This is a genomic window from Gordonia sp. NPDC003425 (assembly GCF_053588635.1).
Genome location: NZ_JBSFQI010000009.1, coordinates 17,725 through 37,201, shown reverse-complemented (window position 1 = coordinate 37,201; position 19,477 = coordinate 17,725). Strand labels below are relative to the sequence as shown.

Here is a 19,477-nt window from a genome sequence, read left to right as displayed (position 1 = left end):
CCGGATGCCGGGGCGTGAAAACTCGTGTTCGGTGTGATAGTGACGACATCATGATGGGTGGTGTGCAGCTTCACCGGCGTTGGTCCACCGACGTCGATCCGACCACGCTCTACGGCATTCTGCGGCTGCGCGTCGACGTCTTCGTGGTCGAACAGTCGTGCCCGTATCCCGAACTCGACGGGCGCGACCTGGAGCTCACCACCAGGCATCTGTGGGTGAGCGACGAGGACGGAACCGTCGTCGCCACGCTGCGGCTGCTCGAGGACGAGCCCTCCGCCGACGACACGCCGCTGTTCCGCATCGGGCGTGTGTGCACCGCGCGCGGCCACCGGGGCGAGGGACTGGCCGCACGACTGCTCGAGACCGCGCTGGCCGAGGTCGGGGAGCATCCCTGCCGGATCGAGGCGCAGAGCTATCTCACCGAGATGTACGCACAGTTCGGGTTCGTCGTCGACAGCGACGAGTACCTCGAAGACGGAATCCCGCACGTCTCGATGCTGCGTGTGGGGCCGCGCGCGCATCCGGAGCTGCCATGACCACCGTCGAGGTCACCGGCGAGACCGCCGCCCCCGTCCGGTTCCCGTTCACCGCCGTCGTCGGCCAGGAGCAGCTGAAACTGGCACTCATCCTGTGCGCGGTGTCGCCCGGGATCGGCGGAGTGCTCATCCGCGGGGAGAAGGGCACCGCGAAATCGACGATCGTGCGTGCCCTGGGGCCGCTGCTCGCGGTCGGCGACGACGATGCGCACACCGGTCGCGTCGTCGAGCTACCGATCGGGGCCACCGAGGACCGTGTGGTGGGTTCGCTCGACCTCACCGCGGTGCTGCGGGACGGCCGCGCCGAGTTCACGCCCGGCCTGCTCGCGCGGGCCGACGGCGGGGTGCTCTACATCGACGAGGTCAATCTGCTCGCCGATCATCTCGTCGACGTGCTGCTCGACGCCGCTGCCAGCGGACGCGTCACGATCGAACGCGACGGCATCTCGCACACTCAGTCCGCCGATTTCGTGCTGGTGGGGACGATGAATCCCGAGGAGGGTGAACTGCGTCCCCAGTTGCTCGACCGGTTCGGCCTCGCCGTCGATGTCACGGCCGGCCACGATGTGGACGAGCGAGTCGAGATCATCCGTCGCCGTATGGATTTCGACGCGGACCCGGCGGGTTTCGCCGCCCGTCACGCCACGGCCGAGGCGGAGCTGGCCGAACGCATCGCGCGGGCGCGCCTGCGGGTGACGTCGGTGGATCTGCCGGTACCCGAGCTGCGCCGAATCGCAGCCATCTGCGCGCATCTGGAAGTCGACGGGCTCCGCGGCGACATCGTGGTTGCCCGCGCCGCGGCGGCGCACGCCGCGCTGTGCGGGCGTGACGCGGTGTGCGCCGACGACGTGCGGGTGGGCGTGGAACTGGCGCTGCCGCATCGCCGCCGCCGCAACCCCTTCGACGAGTCGGGCCTCACCGACGACGAACTCGACGACGCTCTCGCCGCAGGCGACCAAGCTGCCGAACACACACCGCCGCAACCGGATCCGGACGGCGGACCCGGCCGTGGGACGACGCCGGAACAAGAAACCCCGAGAAACGCAACGGAGGGCGGCGGTACCCCGGGACCTGATGCGCCCGGTACCTCCGCGCGCGATGCCGCGTCGAATGAATCCGCGGACACGGCCCCGGCGCCCGACGACGCCGACGGTGACACGCGAGAACGGTCGGCGGGCACGTCGGGCCCGATGCTCGGGGCGTCCGCGGCGGCAACCGGTACCCGACTGCGGCCGCTGCGTGTCGAGGGCATCGGCGACGGCGACCCCGGTCGCCGGTCGCGGGCGCGTAGTCGTCGTGGACACACGGTGGCGGCGGTCGACTTCACTCCCGGGGCGCCGCTGCACCTGTTCGGCACCGTTCTGCAGGCCGCCGGACGGTCCACCGCACCGGCCGTGCCCGTGCGCGTCGGCTCCGCCGATCTGCGTGGTGCCCAACGCATCGGGCAGGAGAGCAATCTGGTGGTGTTCCTCGTCGACCTGAGCGGGTCGATGACCGCACGGCGACGGCTGGGCGTCGTCAGCGCCGTCTGCGTGGACCTGCTGCGTGACTCCTACACCCGTCGTGACCGGGTTGCCGTCGTGGTGGCCCGCGGGTCACGCGCCGAGGTCGCCGTGCCGCCCACCCGGTCGGTGGACATCGCCGTGCGCCGCCTGGCCGCGCAACGCACCGGCGGTCGGACGCCGCTCGCGGAAGGCCTGATCGCGGCGACGGAGCTGATCGAACGTGCGCGTCGCGCCGACCCGCATCGCAGGCCGCTGCTCGTCGTGCTCACCGACGGTCGCGCCACGTCGGGACCGGATGCCGCCGCACGGGCCGACGCCGCCGCGAGCGCCGTGCGCGAGCGTGGCATCGACGCCGTGGTGGTCGATTGCGAACAGGGGATGATCCGGCTGGGTCTCGCCGCGCGTCTCGCCGCTCGGCTCGGCGCCTCCTACCTGCCCATGTCGCAGCTGTCGGCCGCAGTCCTGACCGGCGATGCGCCAACCCCCTCACGGCCCGGCCACCGCCACCCGGCGGCCTGAGGTCGATCAGGAGAAGTACTGTGCCGCAAGGAGTTCCGACGACGGTGCCGGACGACGGGCTGACCACCCGGCAGCGTCGCCGACAGCCGGTGCTCGCTGTGTACACCGGCGACGGAAAAGGCAAATCCACCGCAGCCTTCGGGATGGCGATGCGCGCGTGGAACGCCGGCCTCAGTGTGGTGGTCTTCCAGTTCGTCAAGAGCGCCAAATGGCGGGTCGGGGAGGAGTCGGCGATGCTGGCGCTCGGCGCGGAGCACGAACGCAGCGGAGTCGGCGGCCCCGTCGAATGGCACAAGATGGGGCAGGGCTGGTCGTGGCTGCGATCCAACGCCGAAGCCGGCGACGACCACGCCGCAGCCGCCCGCGCCGGATGGGCGGAGATCACCCGACGCCTTTCGTCCGAGCAGCACGACTTCTATGTGCTCGACGAGTTCACCTACCCGCTCGACTGGGGGTGGGTGGACACCGCCGAGGTGGTGGATGTGCTGAACTCGCGACCCGGACGCCAGCACGTGGTGATCACCGGACGCCGCGCGCCCGATCGTCTGGTCGACGCCGCCGACCTGGTCACCGAGATGCGCAAGGTCGCTCATCCGATGGACGTCGGACGCAAGGGCCAGCAGGGTATCGAATGGTGACCCGGTGGCCGTGAATCGCGTTCCCACCGTGGTTCTCGCCGCACCGGCCTCCGGAAGCGGCAAGACCACCGTGAGCACCGGTTTGATGGGTGCGCTGCGCCGGGCCGGGCACCGGGTGGCGCCGTTCAAGGTGGGGCCCGACTACATCGACCCCGGCTATCACGGGCTTGCCGCGGGCCGTCTGGGACGCAATCTCGATCCCAATCTGACCGGCGCCGGCCTGATCGCACCGCTCTTCGACGCCGGGTGCGCAGGCGCCGACATCGCCGTGGTGGAGGGCGTGATGGGGCTCTTCGACGGCAGGATCACCGGCATCACACCGCCGGCCGGGGACGGCCCCGACAGCGCGCTATCCGATCTCGCCGACACCGACCCCGTGGGGATCGGGTCCACCGCGCACGTCGCGACGATCCTCGGTGCGCCGATCGTGCTGATCGTCGACACCGCCGGACACAGCCAGTCGCTGGCGGCGCTGCTGCACGGATTCGCGGCCTACGAGCCGTCGGTGCCGATCGCGGGGGTGATCCTCAACAGGGTCGGTTCGGCGCGTCACGAGGCGGTCCTGCGGCAGGCGTGCGCCCGTGCCGGTCTGCCCGTGCTCGGTGTGCTGCGTCGTGATGCGCGTCTGCAGGTGCCGTCGCGTCATCTGGGTCTGATCCCGGCCGCCGAACGCTCTGCCGATGCGATCGCGGCGGTGGAGGCGATGGCCGACATCGTCGGTGCGGCACTCGATCTGCCGGCGATCGTCGACATCGCCCGGCGACGCACGGGCCTCCCGGTGGCACCGTGGTCGGCGGCCGACGCGATCGCCGCGATGCGCACCGATGCCGCGCCGGGTAGCCGCGCTGCGACTGCTGCTCGCCCGGTGGTTGCCGTCGCGGGCGGCGCCGCCTTCACCTTCGGCTACGCCGAACACACCGAACTGCTCCGCGCCGCGGGCGCCGACGTCGTCGGCTTCGACCCCCTTGTCGACCGCTTGCCCGACGGCACCGCCGCGCTCGTCGTCGGCGGGGGCTTTCCCGAGGAACACGCCGAACGCCTGGCCGCCAACGTGGCACTACGGTCCGATATCGCCGACCATGCCCGTGCCGGACGGCCCATTCACGCGGAGTGTGCCGGATTGCTCTATCTGGCAACAGAACTCGACGGTCACCCGATGGCCGGCGTACTCGATGCGGTCGGCCGGTTCGGTCCCACCCTCACCCTGGGTTACCGGGATGCCGTGGCCGCATCGGACTCGGTGCTCTACCGGTCCGGCGAACGGGTCACCGGTCATGAATTCCACCGCAGCGACGTCGAATACGGATGCGCCACCCCGCCGGCGTGGGCGTGGCAGGATCATCGGGGGCGTGCCGGAGTGCACGGCGTGGCTCACGGCGCGATCCACGCGTCGTACCTGCACGTGCACCCCGCCGCGGTTCCGGGCGCCGTCGAGCGATTCGTCGCCGCAGCCGGCGCCGGGAGAGGAACTCCATGATGCCGTCGCAAGGACTCGGCGAGGCGCTCGACGCCCTCCAGGAGTACGGGGTCGACGACCCCGAGATTCTGCGCGAACTACTCGAGGCCGTCCTCGTGGTGGGTCACGGGCTCGAACTCGACCAGGCGCTGCAACGCATCGTGGAGGTCGCCGTCGGAGTGGTCGACGCGCGCTACGGGGCGCTGGGCGTACGTGGCCCCCACGGCGGGCTCAGTGCCTTCGTCTACACCGGCATCTCGGCCGAACAACGCGCCCGCATGGGCGAGCTCCCGGTGGGCCGGGGGGTGCTCGGCGTCCTCATGGACGACCCGCACATCCTCCGCATCCCCGACCTCGCCGATCATCCGGCATCGGTCGGTTTCCCTCCACATCACCCGCCCATGACCACTTTCCTGGGCGCTCCGGTGATCATCCGCGGCGCGATCTTCGGGCGGATCTACCTCACCGAGAAGCGGTCGGCGACCGAGTTCTCCCAGCTCGATGAAACACTGATCGCGGTCCTCGCGGTGGCCGCCGGAATCGCCGTCGACAATGCGCAGCTGTTCGAACGCGCTCGCACACGGCACCGCTGGATGCAGATCCTGGTGCGCCGCGGTTCCGAGCCGCTGGCCGGAATCGCGTTGGAGGACACCCTCAATCGCATGTGCACCGACGTCGCCGAACTCGTCGGACCCGCCGACGTGCTCATCGTCACCGACGTCACCGGCGACCGGCAACTGCGCGGGAACACCGGTGCCGACATCGACCCGAACGCGCTGCGCCTGCCCTCGGGCACCGACATGACCGTCGTGCCCACCGCCGACATCTCAGCCGAACTCGCGCGCGGCGGATCCACCTGGACCACCGTGCAACCGCTGCACCGTGCCGCCGGGGCCTTCGGCTGGGTGCTCATCACCCATCACCGACGCCCCGCGTGGGAACCCGAGGAGGTTTCCGGGCTTGCCGGTGTGGCCGAGGTGGTGTCGCTGGCGGTGGTGTATGCGGAGCAGCAGGAGGTGGCCCGCGACCTCGAAGTGCTCGAAGACCGTCACCGCATCGCGCGGGACCTGCACGATCACGTCATCCAGCGGCTGTTCGCGATCGGCATGTCCATCCAGACGATGCTCGCCGCGCAGGCCCGGCCCGGTTCGGCAGCCGCCGATGCCGCCGTCGCCGAGCGGCTCGAACAGGTGATGACCGACCTCGACCGCACCATCGCGCAGATCCGCACATCGATCTTCGACCTGCAGACCGTGGCGGGCCACCACGACACCTCGACCCTTCGGCGCCGCGTGCTCGACATCGTCTCCGAACTGTCGGTGCATGCCCCGATCGCGCCGAGCGTGCAGTTCGAGGGGCCGGTGGACACCGTGGTGCCCGATACGCTGGGCCCGCACATCGACGCCGTGCTGCGCGAGGGACTCTCCAATGCGCTGCGCCACGCGCACGCCGAACACATTGCGGTGTCGGTCAGCGCCGACGACGTCCTCTCGGTGGAGATCACCGACGACGGGGTGGGCATCGGCACCGACGTGACCTACCGCGGATTGGAGAACCTCACCCGTCGCGCCGAGGACTGCGACGGCACCTTCACCGTGGTGACCAATCCGAAAGTGCGCGGCGCGAAGTCGTCGGGGACCACCCTGACCTGGTCGGTTCCGCTGGCCTAGCCGGCTGGTGAACACTGCAACCGGACGGCAAGTCAGCCTGCGGCGACCTCGACGGATTTCGCAAACTGGCTGAATGTTGGGCGCTGCACTTCGGCCAGAGAGTTAATCAATCCTAAAGATAGGGACGGTTTGTCTGATTCCCTCGTTTGAAATTCTGTTGCGCACGAAAGCTCCATCTAATTGCTTGGACAACGAGAGGATAACGTTAAGAACTGGATCCCATATCTTCGTAGCGTCAATTGGTGACAGGTTTGCCTTGAAATGGACGTCAAATCGGTTTGCGATTCTTCGCCCCAGAATAGTTTCAATCGTCTGGGAGATGCAGTAAACTATCAAGAAAGGTGCGCCCTTTTTGCTGAGAAACTCGAGCTGCACCTTCTCCTGCTCAGTCAGTGAGTCGGGTTCTTCTCGCTGCTTGCCGGTTAGATCGATCTTACGTTGGTTGATGGTATCAAGAAGTGAGTAACAGAATACGATGTGGCGCGCAGTGGTCCGTTCGGTGAAAAATTGGCGGTATAACTTCTCGCTCGTCCAGATGTCCGACTTCTTGTTGTACGCAGTTACTGGATCTCCGTGGAAAGCGGCTAGCGCTTGGCCTACAGTGTACGAAGGCAGTGCGTTCTTGCTTCGTTTAATAGCATCGCTCGCGCCTCCACGGCGTCCACCCTCATACTCGGCGTCCGGTATTGCCTGGAACTGGCGCCGAAGGGCTTCTTGAATTGAGTCTGTGCTACGAAAGTCAGCGGCCTGAATCTTGTTCTGCGAGTTATTGAACCGCACGACGTTCTCCATTAGAGTCTCATCAGTGGACTTAATGAACCGTATTGGTACGTCAAGGGAGTTGTCGGGTCTCGAGGGTAGACTTCCTAGTGATCCTGTGGTTTGTGCGCCATTGACGATCGAGATCCCTGTTATCGAAAGATTGCGCCTTCCGCGTTGACGCCGCCCGAGCGTATAGTCGAGAACCAATGCTGTAACGCCATTGTTATAAACGTAGAAGTCTCCGGGACTCAGCTCCGCGCTCTTCTTTATCCCGTTGTTGATGTTTGAATCCGACTCCCGGGAGCCGAGGTAGCCGCGGACATTAGCGGAGAATAGATCTCGCCCGTACTTGGCAAACAAATCGAATAGCCAAGTGCCTTTTACTGTCGTGACTACAGATGCCCAGTTTTTACCCTCGAGTTCCACCGCATCGGGAACCACGGTCTGCAAGGAGTCGGTAACTATTACGGTGCGTTCTGCTTGTTGATAGAGATTTTCTAATGTCGAGTTTCCTATTTCGCTCGAGAAAATGTTGATGTCGCGCTGTTCGAGGAGGCGTTGTGCCGTTTGCTCAACAGTTTTGAGTTCTTTCTCGACATTCGACGATTCAGGAAGGTTGTGCACATACCAGATGTGAAATTGTTTGATGTCTCCGTCATCGATCGCGCTGCGTAACTCTTCGGCTCTACCTTGAAGTCCCAGAGGCAGAGTGTCTATATCGGCTCCCAGAATCCACGAAAGTGCGGTATTCAGGTCTGAAGCCTTATTTGCTGGCGCTGAAGATTTTTTCTTTTCGGACGCGTAACACTGTGCAACAACAGCTATCTGACGCTCTCGGTCCACATACAAGACGTCACACTTCTTGTCGTCGCCACCACCTGTGATCGACTCAGCGGCTATGGCCTGAATGTCGTCCAGTCCGAATCTGAGGTTGATGGCAAACACCCCAAGACCGTCAGAACCAAGCTTGAAGTCATGAGACATTGCCTGATAGGCGCTATCCCACGTGGTGTCGTCGGTAGAGGCGTTACCCATTTGGTGCTCCTTCAGCGAATCCGCTCCCAGGCTTGAGCTGTGATTTATACGGTATCGGGGACCACCCTGACACTTCAGTGCCGCTGACCTGGCCGGACACACCGTGGCCGGGCGGGATCTCTCGCAGCGCCGGCGGGCAGCAGCGGGCCGCGCACTCAGGCCTTGCCGTCGCGGATCTTGGTGGCCATCACCGCCACCTGGGTGCGGCGCTGCATATCGAGTTTGGCGAGAATCCGCGAGACGTAGTTCTTGATGGTCTTCTCCGCCAAGAACATCCGCTCGGCGATCTGCCTATTGGTCAAGCCTTCGCCGATGAGGTTGAACACCTCACGTTCCTGATGGGTGAGTTCGGCGAGAGGATCGGCGGTCTGATCCTTGCCGTCCCGCAGTCTCGCGAGCAGTGCCGCGGTGCTGCGGTCGTCGAGCAGCGAGCCGCCACGGCCCACGGTGCGCACGGCGGCGATCAGGTTGTGGCCCAGGATCTGCTTGAGCACGAAGCCGGAGGCTCCCGCCAGCACGGCGGCCAGCAGGGCGTCGTCGTCGGCATAGCTGGTCAGCATCAGGCATCCGATGGCCGGGTCCTCGGCCCGCACATCCCGGCACAACTCCACGCCGTTGCCGTCGGGTAACCGTACGTCGAGCACGGCCACATCGGGTTTGGCCGCGAGGATTCCCACGCGTCCCTCACCCACCGATGCCGCCTCGCCCACCACCTCGATGTCGTCGGCGGTGCTCAACAGGTCGCGCAGACCACGCCGGACGAGTTCGTGATCGTCCACCAGGAACACACGCACCGGTGGCGCTTGGTCGTCCGACGAGGGCTGGGCAGAGGGCAGATCCGCGGGCATACCCATGAAAATACCGGAGCGACGAATCGTTCTCGCGACGTCGGTCCCCCCTGATTCAGGACTTTGGTCTCACTCACGTCACATGCGTCACGCGCAAGGGTGGTAGCTGCCGGGTTCTCAGGGGGAGAGGAAATCCGGCGCCACGGTCGCCACACCGCCACCGCACGGCACGACCGACATCGACATCGAGGAGAATTCGCGTGACAAGCCTTATCGGACCGGCAACCAGCAACACCGGGATGACAGGATCGGATCTACTGCGAGAACTGCTGCCGGTCTGTGAGACCGAGGTCGAGCGGCACATGAAGATGACCAAGGACTGGCATCCGCACGACTACGTGCCGTGGGACGAGGGTCGCAATTTCGCCGCGCTCGGCGGCATCGACTGGGATCCAGAGCAGTCGGAGCTCTCGGAGGTCGCGAAGGCCGCGATGATCACCAATCTGCTCACCGAGGACAACCTGCCGTCCTATCACCGGGTGATCGCCGAGAACTTCAGCCTCGACGACGCCTGGGGCTACTGGGTGGGTCGATGGACCGCCGAGGAAATGCGGCATTCCACCGTGATGCGCGACTACCTGGTGGTGACGCGCGGTGTAGACCCGGTGGAGCTCGAAGAGACCCGCATGATCCACATGATCCACGGGTTCAACCCACTGCCCGATGACGACGGTCAACGCGACCACAGCTTCGACATGCTCTTCGCCGTGAGCTACGTGAGCTTTCAGGAACTGGCCACTCGCGTCAGCCACCGCAACACCGGCAAGGCGTGCGGTGATCCGATCGCCGACCGCATGCTGCAGCGTGTGGCCGCCGACGAGAACCTGCACATGCTGTTCTATCGCAACATCGTCGCCGGGGCGCTCGACCTGGTGCCCGATGAGGCGATGTGCGCCATCTACAGCATCGTGTCGAACTTCCAGATGCCGGGCGCGACGATGCCCAACTTCCGCCGTAACGCCGTGCTGATCGCCAAGGGCGGCATCTACGACCTGCCGCAGCATCTTTCCGAAGTGGTGATGCCGGTGCTGCGCAAGTGGCGGATCTTCGAGCGCGACGACTTCGGTCCGCTCGGCGAGATGTACCGCGAGAAGCTCGCCGAGTACCTCGAAGGCCTCAACGTCAAGGTGGAGAAGTTCGAACGGGCACGCGAACGAGCCCTCGCGCGTGAGGCCGCGAAGGCGGCTGCGGGCGCGTGACCGTCACCGATACGCGGGTGAATCTCATGATCGAGTCGTCGGGAGTCGCCGAGTCCGATGCGCGCGAAGAGTGCTGCGGGTCTCGCGAGCGTCCCGAAGCCGCCGAGAACGGCACGCTGCCGGGGTTCGCCGAGGCGATCGCGATGGCCGAGGCCGCGGTCAACCACAATCCCACCTGGTGGAACGAGATTCGGACCCACTCCCCGGACGCCACGGTGGGGGAGTACTGCAGTTCGGTGCTCTTGGGTGCGTTGCTGCAGTCGTCGGCGCACCGGTTGGGGGTACCCACCGCCGACGTGTGGTCCTACATCCGGCGCACCGGCGAACTGCCGCTCTGACCGGTCGCCGACCATCCGGTCCCGTCGATCCCGCCGACCGGTGGGGTGCGGCGGCGACCGGTAGGGTCGGTTGCCATGCCCGATGACCCGATCCCCGTCGCGCCACCGGTGGGAGTGCCGCCCGATTCCGGTCACTACCTGGCGGGACTGGACCTACGCGGTCGGCGCGTGATGCTGGTCGGCGGTGGGTCGGTGGCGCAACGCCGATTACCGAATCTGGTCTCGGCGGGCGCCGACGTGCACGTGGTGGCGCTCGACCCCACGCCCGCAGTCGAGTCGATGCACGGAATCACGGTGCATCGGCGTGCCTACGTCGACGGCGATCTCGACGGTGCGTGGTACGCGATGGCCTGCACCGACGATCCCGCGGTGAATGAAGCGGTGGTCGCCGAGGCCGAACGGCGCCACACGTTCTGTGTGCGCGCCGACGACGCCCGCAAGGGCACCGCGGTGACCCCCGCCTCGGGTCGGCACCACGACGTGCAGTTCGGCGTGCTCGCCGGCGGCGACCACCGCCTGTCGGCGGCGTTGCGGGCCGCGATCTCGCGGGCGCTCTCGGACGGCAGCCTCGTCGTCGAGCACGCCCCCCACCCTCCGGGGGTCGCGCTGGTCGGCGGTGGACCCGGCGATCCGGACCTCATCACGGTGCGCGGTCTGCGCCTGCTCGCCGACGCCGACGTGGTGGTGGCCGACCGTCTTGCCCCTGCCGAATTGCTGGCCTCGCTGGGACCGCAGGTCGAGATCATCGACGCGGCCAAGGTGCCCTACGGGCGTGCGATGAAACAGGAAGCCATCAACGATGTGCTGGTGTCCAAGGCCGCCGAGGGCAAGTTCGTCGTCCGGCTCAAGGGCGGCGACCCCTACGTGTACGGGCGGGGATTCGAGGAACTCCAGGCCTGCGTCGCCGCCGGGATTCCGGTCACCGTGGTCCCCGGCATCACCAGTCCGATCTCAGTGCCCGCATCCGCGGGCATCCCGGTGACCCATCGCGGCGTGACCCATGAGGTGGTGATCGCGTCGGGCCACGTGCCGCCCGGACATCCCGAGTCGCTCGTCGACTGGTCGGTGATGGCCCGACTGCGGGGCACGCTCGTGCTGATGATGGCCGTCGAGCGGGTGGACGTGTTCGCCGACGCGCTGCTGGACGGGGGCAAACCCGGCGACACGCCCGTCGCGATGATCGAGAACGGGTCGCTGCCCACGCAGCGGTTGATCCGCACCGACCTGGCGCACGCGGGCGAGACCGCACGCCGCGAGAATCTCCGGCCACCGGCGATCGTGGTGATCGGTGCGGTGGCCGGGTTCACCGACGCAGACGACGTCGCCGATGCCTGATGATCACGAATTTTGCCAACGAGGATTGGCATAGTTGCCTTTTCGGGCGGTAGCGTCGATCGGTATGTCGGTACAGGGTCGAGCCAAGCACGCGGCGGTGATGTCAACCGCGGCGGCTCCCGAGGGTGATCAGTATCGACCGGTGTTCGGGCCCGCAATCCTGGTGCTCTCCGGCATGCAGCTGCTCATGGTGCTCGACGGCACCGTGGCGGCGCTGGCGCTGCCGAGCATCCGGTCGTCGCTGTCGCTCTCGGAGTCCGGTGCCAACTGGGTGATCACCAGCTACATCCTCGCCTTCGGCGGTCTGATGCTGCTGGGCGGACGACTCGGTGACACCTTCGGGCGCAAACGGATGTTCATGTTCGGCGTGCTCGCCTTCACTGCCACATCGCTGCTGTGCGGTCTGGCCTGGAATGAACCCAGCCTGCTGATCGGTCGGGCGTTGCAGGGCGCGTCGGCGGCCGTCGCGGCTCCCACCGCCATGGCGCTGGTCGCCACCACGTTCGCGCCCGGTAAGCCGCGCAGTCAGGCGTTCGCCATCTACGCCGCGATGACCGGCGTGGGCTCGGTGGCCGGCCTGATCCTGGGTGGGGTGCTCACCCAGATCTCGTGGCGGCTGGTGTTCCTGATCAACGTGCCGATCGGCATCCTGGTCGCGGTCGGCGCGATCTTCGCGTTGCGCGAATCGCAGGGTGAACGCATGGCGCTCGACGTGCCGGGAGCGGTACTCGCGACCCTCGGCTGCACCTTGCTGGTCCTCGCGGTCAGCGACGGCCCCAACGGCTGGGCGCGCCCGCACGTCGTCGGCTCCTTCATTCTCGGCGGTCTGGCGCTGATCGCGTTCGTGATCGTGGAACGGCACGCCAAGAACCCGATCCTGCCGTTCGTGCTGTTCGACAACACCAGCCGGGTGGCAGCGCTGGTGGCGATCTTCCTCGCCAGCATGATCATGACCTGCATGGCCGTGTTCATCTCGCTCTACCTGCAGGGCATCCTCGGATACTCGCCCATCCAGAGCGGACTCGCCGTGGTGCCGTTCGCCTTCGGGCTCGGCATCGCCGCGGCGATCGCGTCGAAACTCGCGCTGCGGATTCAGCCGCGTTGGCTCGTGCTGATCGGTGGCGCCGTCATCCTCGTCGGCTGCCTGTACGCATCCCACATCGCCACGCGCGATCCCGCCTACCTTCCGTCGATCGGGCTCACCGTCGTGGTGATCGGCCTCGGCGTCGGGTTCGCGGTCATTCCGCTCACATTGTCGGTGGTGGCCGGGGTGGCACCCACCGAGATCGGGCCGTTGACCGCGCTCGCGCAGGTCGCACAGAACCTCGGCGGCGCGATCGGGTTGGTCGGCGTCGGCGCGATGGTCACGTCGCGGGCGCTGTCCCTGGGTGGGACCACGGCTCCGGTGGAGACCATGAACGCCACCCAACTCGCGGCCCAGGCCAGCGGTTACGGGCTCGCCTTCGCCTGCTGCGCGGGCATCGCCGTGATCGCGGCCGCCGTGGTGATGTTCATGCGATTCACCCCCGAAGAGGTGGCCGAGGGTCAGGCCGCGCAAGAGGCAGCCAACGCCACCCTCGACCCCGACGCCGCGCAGAGCCCCTGACCGTCGAGCGTGCCCACAATCTCGTCGAGCGTGCCCAGAATCTTGTCGAGCGTGCCCACAATCTCGTCGAGCGTGCCCACAATCTTGTCGAGCGTGCCCACAATCTTGTCGAGCGTGCCCACAATCTTGTCGAGCGTGCCCACAATCTTGTCGAGCGTGCCGAGTGGGGCACGCTCAACGGAAACGTGGGCACGCTCGACGCGGAAGTGGGCACGCTCGACGCGGAAGTGGGCACGCTCAACCGGTGAGGACGGTCACCTCTGTTGCGGACGTCACCTCCACACGTTGGCCCGCGTCGGCGAGCACTGACGCCAACGCAGTGACGTCGCGCACGTTGCGTCGGGTGCGGACCAGCTCTCGTGCGACGAGGCCCTTGTAGTGCTTGTTGAAGTGGCTCACCACTTTCCGGCTGCCGTCGGGCGCCTCGGTCACCACCGTCGCGGTGACCGCCCCCGACACCGGGCCGAGCTGCTGGTAGATCCCCGACCGTAGGTCCACCACGAAGTCGTCCACGGCGTCCAACGCTGCCGACAGCGCCGGCTTCCACAGCGACGTCAGCGTCGGCATTCCGGGTAGCTTCGATCCCCCCGACAACCGGTAGGCGGGAATCGGGTCATGTGCCCGCACCACACCGAACAGCGCCGACCCGATCGCGATGCGGTCGGCGACCTTCGCCTTCGACGCCCTGGTGAGCGAGCCGAGGTCGAGCGCGTCGTACAGCACGCCCGTGTAGCGTTCGATCGCCGGCCGCGTGGGGGAGAGCCACAGATCCGCGTTGCGGTCGACCTCGGCGAGCTGGGTGCGCCCGAGACCGAGCGCCGTGCGGCTGGCGTCGAGGTCGGCGGCGAGTTCGACGAGCCCGTCGGCGACCCGCTCGCGTACCGGGTTGAGTTCGGTGAAGGACAACGCGTCGAGGTCGAGCGGCGCGCCCGATCCTCCGTCGGACTTGGTCTCGGAGGGAGGCAGGATGACGAGCACCGGCATACCTTAACTAAGCTGGACAACCGTGATCACACGGATGTCCACGCTGTTCCTGCGCACCCTGCGCGACGACCCGGCCGATGCCGAGGTCCCCAGCCACAAGCTGCTCGTGCGCGCGGGCTACGTGCGCCGGGTGGCCCCGGGCGTCTACAGCTGGCTACCGCTGGGCCTGCGGGTGTTCCGGGCCGTGGAGAACGTCGTCCGCGAAGAGATGAACGCGATCGGGGCCCAGGAGATCCTGCTGCCCGCACTGCTGCCGCGCGACCCGTACGAGACCACCGCACGGTGGACCGAATACGGCGACAACCTCTTTCGCATCAAGGACCGCAAGGGCACCGACATGCTGCTCGGGCCGACGCACGAGGAGATCTTCGCGCAGCTGGTCAAGAGCGAGTACTCCTCGTACAAGGACCTCCCGGTGGTGCTCTACCAGATCCAGACCAAATACCGGGATGAGGAGCGCCCCCGCGCGGGCATCCTGCGCGGCCGCGAATTCGTCATGAAGGATTCCTACTCCTTCGACCTCGACGACGACGGCCTCAAGGCCTCCTACAACGCCCACCGCGAGGCCTATCAGAAGATCTTCGCGCGGCTTCAGGTCAGCTATGTGATCGTCGCCGCGACGTCGGGCGCTATGGGCGGCAGCGCCTCGGAGGAGTTCCTCGCCGAGAGCGAGGTCGGCGAGGACACCTTCGTGCGGTGCGTCGAGTCGGGTTATGCGGCCAACGTCGAGGCCGTGATCACGCCGGCACCCGAACCGATCCCGTTCGACGGACTGCCCGCCGCCCGGGTCCACGAGACCCCCGACACCACCACGATCGAGACGCTGGTGGCGTGGGCCAACGAGACCCTCGACGGCACCTACGACGGCGGGGACACCCTCAAGAACGTCATGGTCAAGGTCCGTGCACCGGGCGGCGACTGGGAACTGCTCGGTGTGGGCGTGCCGGGCAACCGTGAGGTGGATTTCAAGAGGCTCGAGGCGTCGCTCGAACCTGCCGAGGTGGAACTGCTCACCGACGCCGATTTCGCCGCCAATCCGTTCCTGGTAAAGGGGTACATCGGCCCGAAAGCGTTGCAGGCCAACGGTGTCCGGTACCTCGTCGATCCGCGTGTGGTGGACGGGACCGCCTGGATCACCGGCGCCGACGAACCCAACCGGCATGTCGTGGGACTCGTCGCCGGCCGTGACTTCATCGCCGACGGCACCGTCGAGGCAGCGCAGATCCTCGACGGCGACCCGTCGCCGGACGGCAAGGGGCCGCTGGTTTCCGCCAAGGGCATCGAGATCGGGCACATCTTCCAACTCGGCCAGAAATACACCGACGCCTTCGAGGTGGACGTGCTCGGGGAGAACGGCAAACCGGTGCGTCTCACGATGGGTTCCTACGGTGTGGGTGTGTCGCGGCTGGTGGCGGTGATCGCCGAACAGTGCCACGACGACAAGGGGCTGAGATGGCCGCGCGAGGTGGCGCCGTTCGACGTGCACCTGGTGATCGCGAACAAAGACGACGCCGCGATCACCGGCGCCAACGAACTCGCCGAGGATCTCGACGCCGCGGGCCTCGAGGTGCTGCTCGACGACCGCAAGTCGTCGCCGGGCGTGAAGTTCAAGGACGCCGAACTGCTCGGCATGCCGGTTGTGGTGGTGGTGGGGCGCGGATACGCCAATGGGGTGATCGAACTGCGTGATCGCTTCACCGGTGAGAGCACCGAGGTTCCCGTCGCCGACGCCGTGCAGGCCATCACCGCCGCGACGCGCGCGTAGGCGGCGGCCCGGTCAGGACCGACGCACGATGTCGACCGAGATCTCCACCGCGGGGATCGTTCCGGTGTTCTCGAGCCAGTGCACCGTCGCATGGTCTTCGGGCCAGCCGGGGCCGGGACCGTACTCGACCGATCGGCCGTCGCGGTGGTCGGTGATCGTTCCCTGCAGGACGAAGACGGTTCCGGGGCGGCCGATGTGATCGTGGACCGGACCGAAGACCCCGCCCGGCTCGATGGTCACTTTCCGCATCCGCAGCTCATGCCCGGCCATGCCCTCGATCTCCGCGCCGAGATCGACCGTGGTGAGCAACTCGATGGTGATCCCTGTCGTGGCGGGCTGTTCGGATTGGTGCGCGCCTTCGTGCGAGTCGGATGTACCGTCCATGACCATTCCTCGGGTGGAGAGCGTGAGCCGTCACCACGAGTGTCGGTCCGGTGCCCGACGGTTGCTACGGTTTTCCGGGAAACGCCACCGTCGCCGGTGATTCCCGGAGTACGACACGCCAGCGCGCCCCCCGCAACGCCGACGCCGTGAGGCCGTCCACCCCGAGCCTTCGCGCAGCCTCCGAATCGGCCTGCTCGAGTACCACCCGATAGGCGACAGCGCAGTCGTTCTCCGCCGACAGTCCGGCCCTGACCGCCGACACCGAGTCGGTGATTGGCGCCGCGAGCGTGTAACCGGCGGCCGCCTCGGGCGGCGTACCGCCCGCCGCGGTGATCGCCGCATCGACCGCATCCCGGGCCGCCCGGTGTTCGGCCGTGTAGTCGGCGACGGTCACGCGTCGAGCCGCGGAGATGAACGCGGTCATCACGCCGTAGGTGAAGATCGCCGCGTTCTCCGCGTCGGCGGCATCGACGAGGGCGTCGGTGGTGGCGCTCATCCCAGTTGCACCTGCACCAGCGTGGTCACCGAGGCGCTGACCGAACCCGACAACCCCGCCGAGTACCCCTTGAGGGAGATCGCGGTGTCGTGGGCGGTCCGCGCGGCCGCGGTCAGTGCGGACCGCAACTCGTCGAGCGTGCCGGTCGTCGGCGCGAGTGCGGGCGAGGTCGCCGGAGCAGAGGTGGTGCTGCTCGCGGCCGGTGAGATGCGGGCCGCGGTGTCCTGGTCGAGGCGGGTGATCTCGGCGCGCAGCGCGGTCGCGTGGTCGGCGCGCTGGTCGGCCACCACGCGCAGAGCCGCAGCGTAGTCGGCGACCCGTGGCGCCAGTGCGCGCGCCGCCTCCGCATCCGCCAGCGCCGACTGGGCGAGTGGCAGCAGTGCTCCCGCGGTGACCTGCGCCGGCGTGGGACCGCTATCGCACGCTGCCGTCGCACCCACCAGCACCGCACCCGCTCCCAGCGCCACGCCCCCACGCAACACGGTGCGACGATCGACGGTCAGGGAACGGTCTCGGTCGGCGACGGTCACCCGACACATGATGCCAGTCGGTGGCGGGTGACCCGTCGGGGCACGGTGCGCGTGTGTCGCGTCGAGGTCGGAATCGAATCGACTACCATGACGTTGGTACCTGGTCACCGTGTGCAGACGAACCGACAACTGAAGACGAGGAGTGTGCTGTGAGCGTCGACGAGAAGACCGTCCGCGACCTCGTCGGACGGTTCGTCGCCGACCATGGATTCGATCTCGAAGATCTCACGGTGGCTTCCGGGCCGGACGGCACCGACATCGTCGTGATGGTCGATCGCGATGGCGGCGCGGCGCTCGACGTCCTCGCCGACCTCAGCCGCGACCTGTCCGGTGTGCTCGACGCGGACACCGCCGTCGACCCCGAGGACTACACGCTCGAAGTGACATCACCGGGCATCGACCGTCCGCTGACCGCACCCCGCCACTGGCGGCGGGTGGCCGGACGCAAGGTGAAGCTTCTGCTCGTCGACGGCGAACACCCACGCCGTCTTGCCGGGCGGGTGGGACGACTCGACGACGACTCGGTCGAGATCGTCACCAACGATCGGGGACGGCTCGGCGTCACCACCGTCGACCTGAGCCGGATCGAGCGGGCGGTGGTCGACGTGGACTTCTCCCGGCCCGGTGAGGCCGAACTGCGCCGATGCGGCCTCGACGACACCGAGATCGCGCGACGCCGAGCCGCGGCGTCCGAGCCGGCGCCCTGACCCGACGTCGACGGCCGCGAACCGAGGAACCGAGCGCATCGACCGACAGTGACGGCACATGGATCAGCAGACAAGTGAATAGCCGACAAGTGAATAGGAGTTCCACACCATGAACATCGACATCAACGCCCTACGCATGATCGAGGCCGACAAGGGCATCTCGATCGACACCGTCATCGTCGCGATCGAGACGGCCCTGCTCACCGCCTACCGCCACACCGACGGGTTCGCCCCGCACGCGCGCATCGACGTCAACCGCAAGACCGGTGCCGTCCGGGTGATGGCGCAGGAACTCGACGAGAACGGCGACGTGGTCCACGAGTACGACGACACCCCCGAGGGTTTCGGCCGCATCGCGGCCACCACCGCGCGTCAGGTGATCCTGCAGCGTCTGCGCGACGCCGAGAACGAGAAGAGTTTCGGCGATCTCGTCACCCATGAGGGGGAGATCGTCGGCGGTGTGGTGCAGCAGGACGCCCGCGCCAACGCGCGCGGGATGGTCGTCGTGCAGATCGGCAGCGACGCCAACAGCACCGAGGGCATCATCCCGCCCGCCGAGCAGGTGCCCGGCGAAAGCTACCGCCACGGCGACCGCATCAAGTGCTACGTGGTGGGCGTCACCCGGGGCACGCGCGGACCCCAGATCACCCTGTCGCGCACCCACCCCAACCTGGTGCGCAAGCTGTTCGCGCTGGAGGTTCCCGAGATCGAGGACGGGTCGGTGGAGATCGTGGCGGTGGCGCGCGAGGCCGGTCACCGGTCGAAGATCGCGGTACACACCGGGGTGAGCGGACTCAACGCGAAGGGTGCCTGCATCGGACCGATGGGGCAGCGGGTGCGCAACGTGATGAGCGAACTGTCGGGGGAGAAGATCGACATCATCGACTACGACTCCGACCCCGCGGCGTTCGTCGGCAACGCGTTGTCGCCGGCGAAGGTGGTCTCGGTCTCGGTGATCGATCTCGCGAGCAAGGCCGCGCGGGTGGTGGTACCCGACTACCAGCTGTCGCTGGCCATCGGCAAGGAAGGCCAGAATGCCCGCCTCGCCGCCCGACTGACCGGATGGCGCATCGACATCCGGTCCGACGTGGACCCCGACGGCGGGTCGTCGGAGACCGGCGGCGCCGGGCGACGAGACGAGCGGCGATGAGCACCGATTGCCTG

At 67.3% G+C, this 19,477-nt stretch carries 19 protein-coding genes; 12 read left to right on the top strand and 7 right to left on the bottom strand.

Annotated features, from left to right (window positions below):
- Positions 1-53: 53 nt before the first annotated feature.
- Genes ACWDTD_RS12585 through ACWDTD_RS12565 form a run of 5 tightly spaced genes read left to right on the top strand, consistent with a single transcriptional unit; the run spans position 54 to position 6,324 of the window.
- Positions 54-536: a GNAT family N-acetyltransferase gene (locus tag ACWDTD_RS12585; RefSeq protein ID WP_449747443.1), complete on the top strand. Its 483-nt coding sequence runs from the start codon at positions 54-56 to the stop codon at positions 534-536.
- Positions 533-2,560, top strand: coding sequence for a VWA domain-containing protein (locus ACWDTD_RS12580; RefSeq protein ID WP_449747442.1), 2,028 nt, complete (start codon positions 533-535; stop codon positions 2,558-2,560). The genes ACWDTD_RS12585 and ACWDTD_RS12580 overlap by 4 nt, the downstream gene beginning before the upstream one ends.
- A 20-nt stretch (positions 2,561-2,580) precedes the next feature.
- The gene (gene cobO / locus ACWDTD_RS12575) at positions 2,581-3,198 is read left to right on the top strand and encodes a cob(I)yrinic acid a,c-diamide adenosyltransferase (protein WP_449747441.1); all 618 of its coding nucleotides are present in this window, start codon (positions 2,581-2,583) and stop codon (positions 3,196-3,198) included.
- 10 nt (positions 3,199-3,208) lie between these two features.
- Positions 3,209-4,675 carry a cobyrinate a,c-diamide synthase gene (locus ACWDTD_RS12570; RefSeq protein WP_449747559.1) on the top strand — a complete coding sequence of 489 codons (1,467 nt, stop codon included), beginning with the start codon at positions 3,209-3,211 and terminating at the stop codon, positions 4,673-4,675.
- Positions 4,675-6,324 carry a GAF domain-containing protein gene (locus ACWDTD_RS12565; protein ID WP_449747558.1) on the top strand — a complete coding sequence of 550 codons (1,650 nt, stop codon included), beginning with the start codon at positions 4,675-4,677 and terminating at the stop codon, positions 6,322-6,324. The genes ACWDTD_RS12570 and ACWDTD_RS12565 overlap by 1 nt, the downstream gene beginning before the upstream one ends.
- Before the next feature lie 102 nt (positions 6,325-6,426).
- On the opposite strand, the gene ACWDTD_RS12560 is transcribed toward ACWDTD_RS12565, so the two are convergent.
- On the bottom strand, positions 6,427-8,121 hold the full coding sequence (locus tag ACWDTD_RS12560; protein WP_449747440.1) for an AIPR family protein: 1,695 nt from the start codon (positions 8,119-8,121) through the stop codon (positions 6,427-6,429).
- A gap of 155 nt (positions 8,122-8,276) precedes the next feature.
- Entirely contained in the window at positions 8,277-8,969 is a 693-nt protein-coding gene (locus ACWDTD_RS12555; protein ID WP_449747439.1) for a response regulator transcription factor, read from the bottom strand.
- A gap of 200 nt (positions 8,970-9,169) precedes the next feature.
- On the opposite strand from ACWDTD_RS12555, the gene ACWDTD_RS12550 reads away from it, so the two are divergent.
- From ACWDTD_RS12550 to ACWDTD_RS12535, 4 genes are all read left to right on the top strand, one after another.
- Positions 9,170-10,168: an acyl-ACP desaturase gene (locus ACWDTD_RS12550; RefSeq protein WP_449747438.1), complete on the top strand. Its 999-nt coding sequence runs from the start codon at positions 9,170-9,172 to the stop codon at positions 10,166-10,168.
- The gene (locus ACWDTD_RS12545) at positions 10,165-10,506 is read left to right on the top strand and encodes a hypothetical protein (RefSeq protein ID WP_449747437.1); all 342 of its coding nucleotides are present in this window, start codon (positions 10,165-10,167) and stop codon (positions 10,504-10,506) included. The genes ACWDTD_RS12550 and ACWDTD_RS12545 overlap by 4 nt, the downstream gene beginning before the upstream one ends.
- 75 nt (positions 10,507-10,581) lie before the next feature.
- Positions 10,582-11,841, top strand: a complete 1,260-nt coding sequence (gene cobA, locus ACWDTD_RS12540) for a uroporphyrinogen-III C-methyltransferase (RefSeq protein WP_449747436.1) — start codon at positions 10,582-10,584, stop codon at positions 11,839-11,841.
- A 64-nt stretch (positions 11,842-11,905) separates the two neighbouring features.
- Complete coding sequence (locus tag ACWDTD_RS12535) at positions 11,906-13,447, top strand: DHA2 family efflux MFS transporter permease subunit (protein ID WP_449747435.1); 1,542 nt, start codon at positions 11,906-11,908, stop codon at positions 13,445-13,447.
- On the opposite strand, the gene ACWDTD_RS12530 is transcribed toward ACWDTD_RS12535, so the two are convergent.
- The gene (locus ACWDTD_RS12530) at positions 13,387-13,590 is read right to left on the bottom strand and encodes a hypothetical protein (protein WP_449747434.1); all 204 of its coding nucleotides are present in this window, start codon (positions 13,588-13,590) and stop codon (positions 13,387-13,389) included. The two genes, ACWDTD_RS12535 and ACWDTD_RS12530, sit on opposite strands and share 61 nt — an antisense overlap.
- 94 nt (positions 13,591-13,684) lie before the next feature.
- Positions 13,685-14,425: a peroxide stress protein YaaA gene (yaaA, locus tag ACWDTD_RS12525; protein ID WP_449747433.1), complete on the bottom strand. Its 741-nt coding sequence runs from the start codon at positions 14,423-14,425 to the stop codon at positions 13,685-13,687.
- A gap of 40 nt (positions 14,426-14,465) precedes the next feature.
- Between yaaA and ACWDTD_RS12520 the strand changes: the two genes are divergently transcribed.
- Positions 14,466-16,196, top strand: a complete 1,731-nt coding sequence (locus tag ACWDTD_RS12520) for a proline--tRNA ligase (protein WP_449747557.1) — start codon at positions 14,466-14,468, stop codon at positions 16,194-16,196.
- A 12-nt stretch (positions 16,197-16,208) separates the two neighbouring features.
- On the opposite strand, the gene ACWDTD_RS12515 is transcribed toward ACWDTD_RS12520, so the two are convergent.
- The 3 genes from ACWDTD_RS12515 to ACWDTD_RS12505 form a co-directional block, all read right to left on the bottom strand.
- Complete coding sequence (locus tag ACWDTD_RS12515) at positions 16,209-16,580, bottom strand: cupin domain-containing protein (protein WP_449747432.1); 372 nt, start codon at positions 16,578-16,580, stop codon at positions 16,209-16,211.
- 64 nt (positions 16,581-16,644) lie between these two features.
- Positions 16,645-17,076, bottom strand: coding sequence for a ferritin-like domain-containing protein (locus ACWDTD_RS12510; RefSeq protein ID WP_449747431.1), 432 nt, complete (start codon positions 17,074-17,076; stop codon positions 16,645-16,647).
- Positions 17,073-17,615 (bottom strand): hypothetical protein, encoded by a 543-nt coding sequence (locus ACWDTD_RS12505; RefSeq protein ID WP_449747430.1) that lies wholly within the window; start codon positions 17,613-17,615, stop codon positions 17,073-17,075. Before ACWDTD_RS12505 ends, ACWDTD_RS12510 begins: the two co-directional genes overlap by 4 nt.
- Positions 17,616-17,755: 140 nt before the next feature.
- Here ACWDTD_RS12505 and rimP point away from each other — a divergent pair, with 140 nt between their 5' ends.
- The gene (gene rimP / locus ACWDTD_RS12500; protein ID WP_449747429.1) at positions 17,756-18,313 is read left to right on the top strand and encodes a ribosome maturation factor RimP; all 558 of its coding nucleotides are present in this window, start codon (positions 17,756-17,758) and stop codon (positions 18,311-18,313) included.
- A gap of 109 nt (positions 18,314-18,422) precedes the next feature.
- Positions 18,423-19,463 carry a transcription termination factor NusA gene (gene nusA, locus ACWDTD_RS12495; RefSeq protein WP_449747428.1) on the top strand — a complete coding sequence of 347 codons (1,041 nt, stop codon included), beginning with the start codon at positions 18,423-18,425 and terminating at the stop codon, positions 19,461-19,463.
- Positions 19,464-19,477: the final 14 nt, after the last annotated feature.

What these genes read in the sequence shown, in the direction of transcription:
- ACWDTD_RS12585 (WP_449747443.1), top strand. Translation starts at nt 54, where the DNA reads ATGGGTGGTGTGCAGCTTCACCGGCGTTGGTCCACCGACGTCGATCCG.
- ACWDTD_RS12580 (WP_449747442.1), top strand. Translation starts at nt 533, where the DNA reads ATGACCACCGTCGAGGTCACCGGCGAGACCGCCGCCCCCGTCCGGTTC.
- ACWDTD_RS12565 (WP_449747558.1), top strand. Translation starts at nt 4,675, where the DNA reads ATGCCGTCGCAAGGACTCGGCGAGGCGCTCGACGCCCTCCAGGAGTAC.
- ACWDTD_RS12560 (WP_449747440.1), bottom strand. Translation starts at nt 8,121, where the DNA reads ATGGGTAACGCCTCTACCGACGACACCACGTGGGATAGCGCCTATCAG.
- ACWDTD_RS12555 (WP_449747439.1), bottom strand. Translation starts at nt 8,969, where the DNA reads ATGCCCGCGGATCTGCCCTCTGCCCAGCCCTCGTCGGACGACCAAGCG.
- cobA (WP_449747436.1), top strand. Translation starts at nt 10,582, where the DNA reads ATGCCCGATGACCCGATCCCCGTCGCGCCACCGGTGGGAGTGCCGCCC.
- ACWDTD_RS12535 (WP_449747435.1), top strand. Translation starts at nt 11,906, where the DNA reads ATGTCGGTACAGGGTCGAGCCAAGCACGCGGCGGTGATGTCAACCGCG.
- ACWDTD_RS12520 (WP_449747557.1), top strand. Translation starts at nt 14,466, where the DNA reads ATGTCCACGCTGTTCCTGCGCACCCTGCGCGACGACCCGGCCGATGCC.
- ACWDTD_RS12515 (WP_449747432.1), bottom strand. Translation starts at nt 16,580, where the DNA reads ATGGACGGTACATCCGACTCGCACGAAGGCGCGCACCAATCCGAACAG.
- ACWDTD_RS12510 (WP_449747431.1), bottom strand. Translation starts at nt 17,076, where the DNA reads ATGAGCGCCACCACCGACGCCCTCGTCGATGCCGCCGACGCGGAGAAC.
- ACWDTD_RS12505 (WP_449747430.1), bottom strand. Translation starts at nt 17,615, where the DNA reads ATGTGTCGGGTGACCGTCGCCGACCGAGACCGTTCCCTGACCGTCGAT.
- nusA (WP_449747428.1), top strand. Translation starts at nt 18,423, where the DNA reads ATGAACATCGACATCAACGCCCTACGCATGATCGAGGCCGACAAGGGC.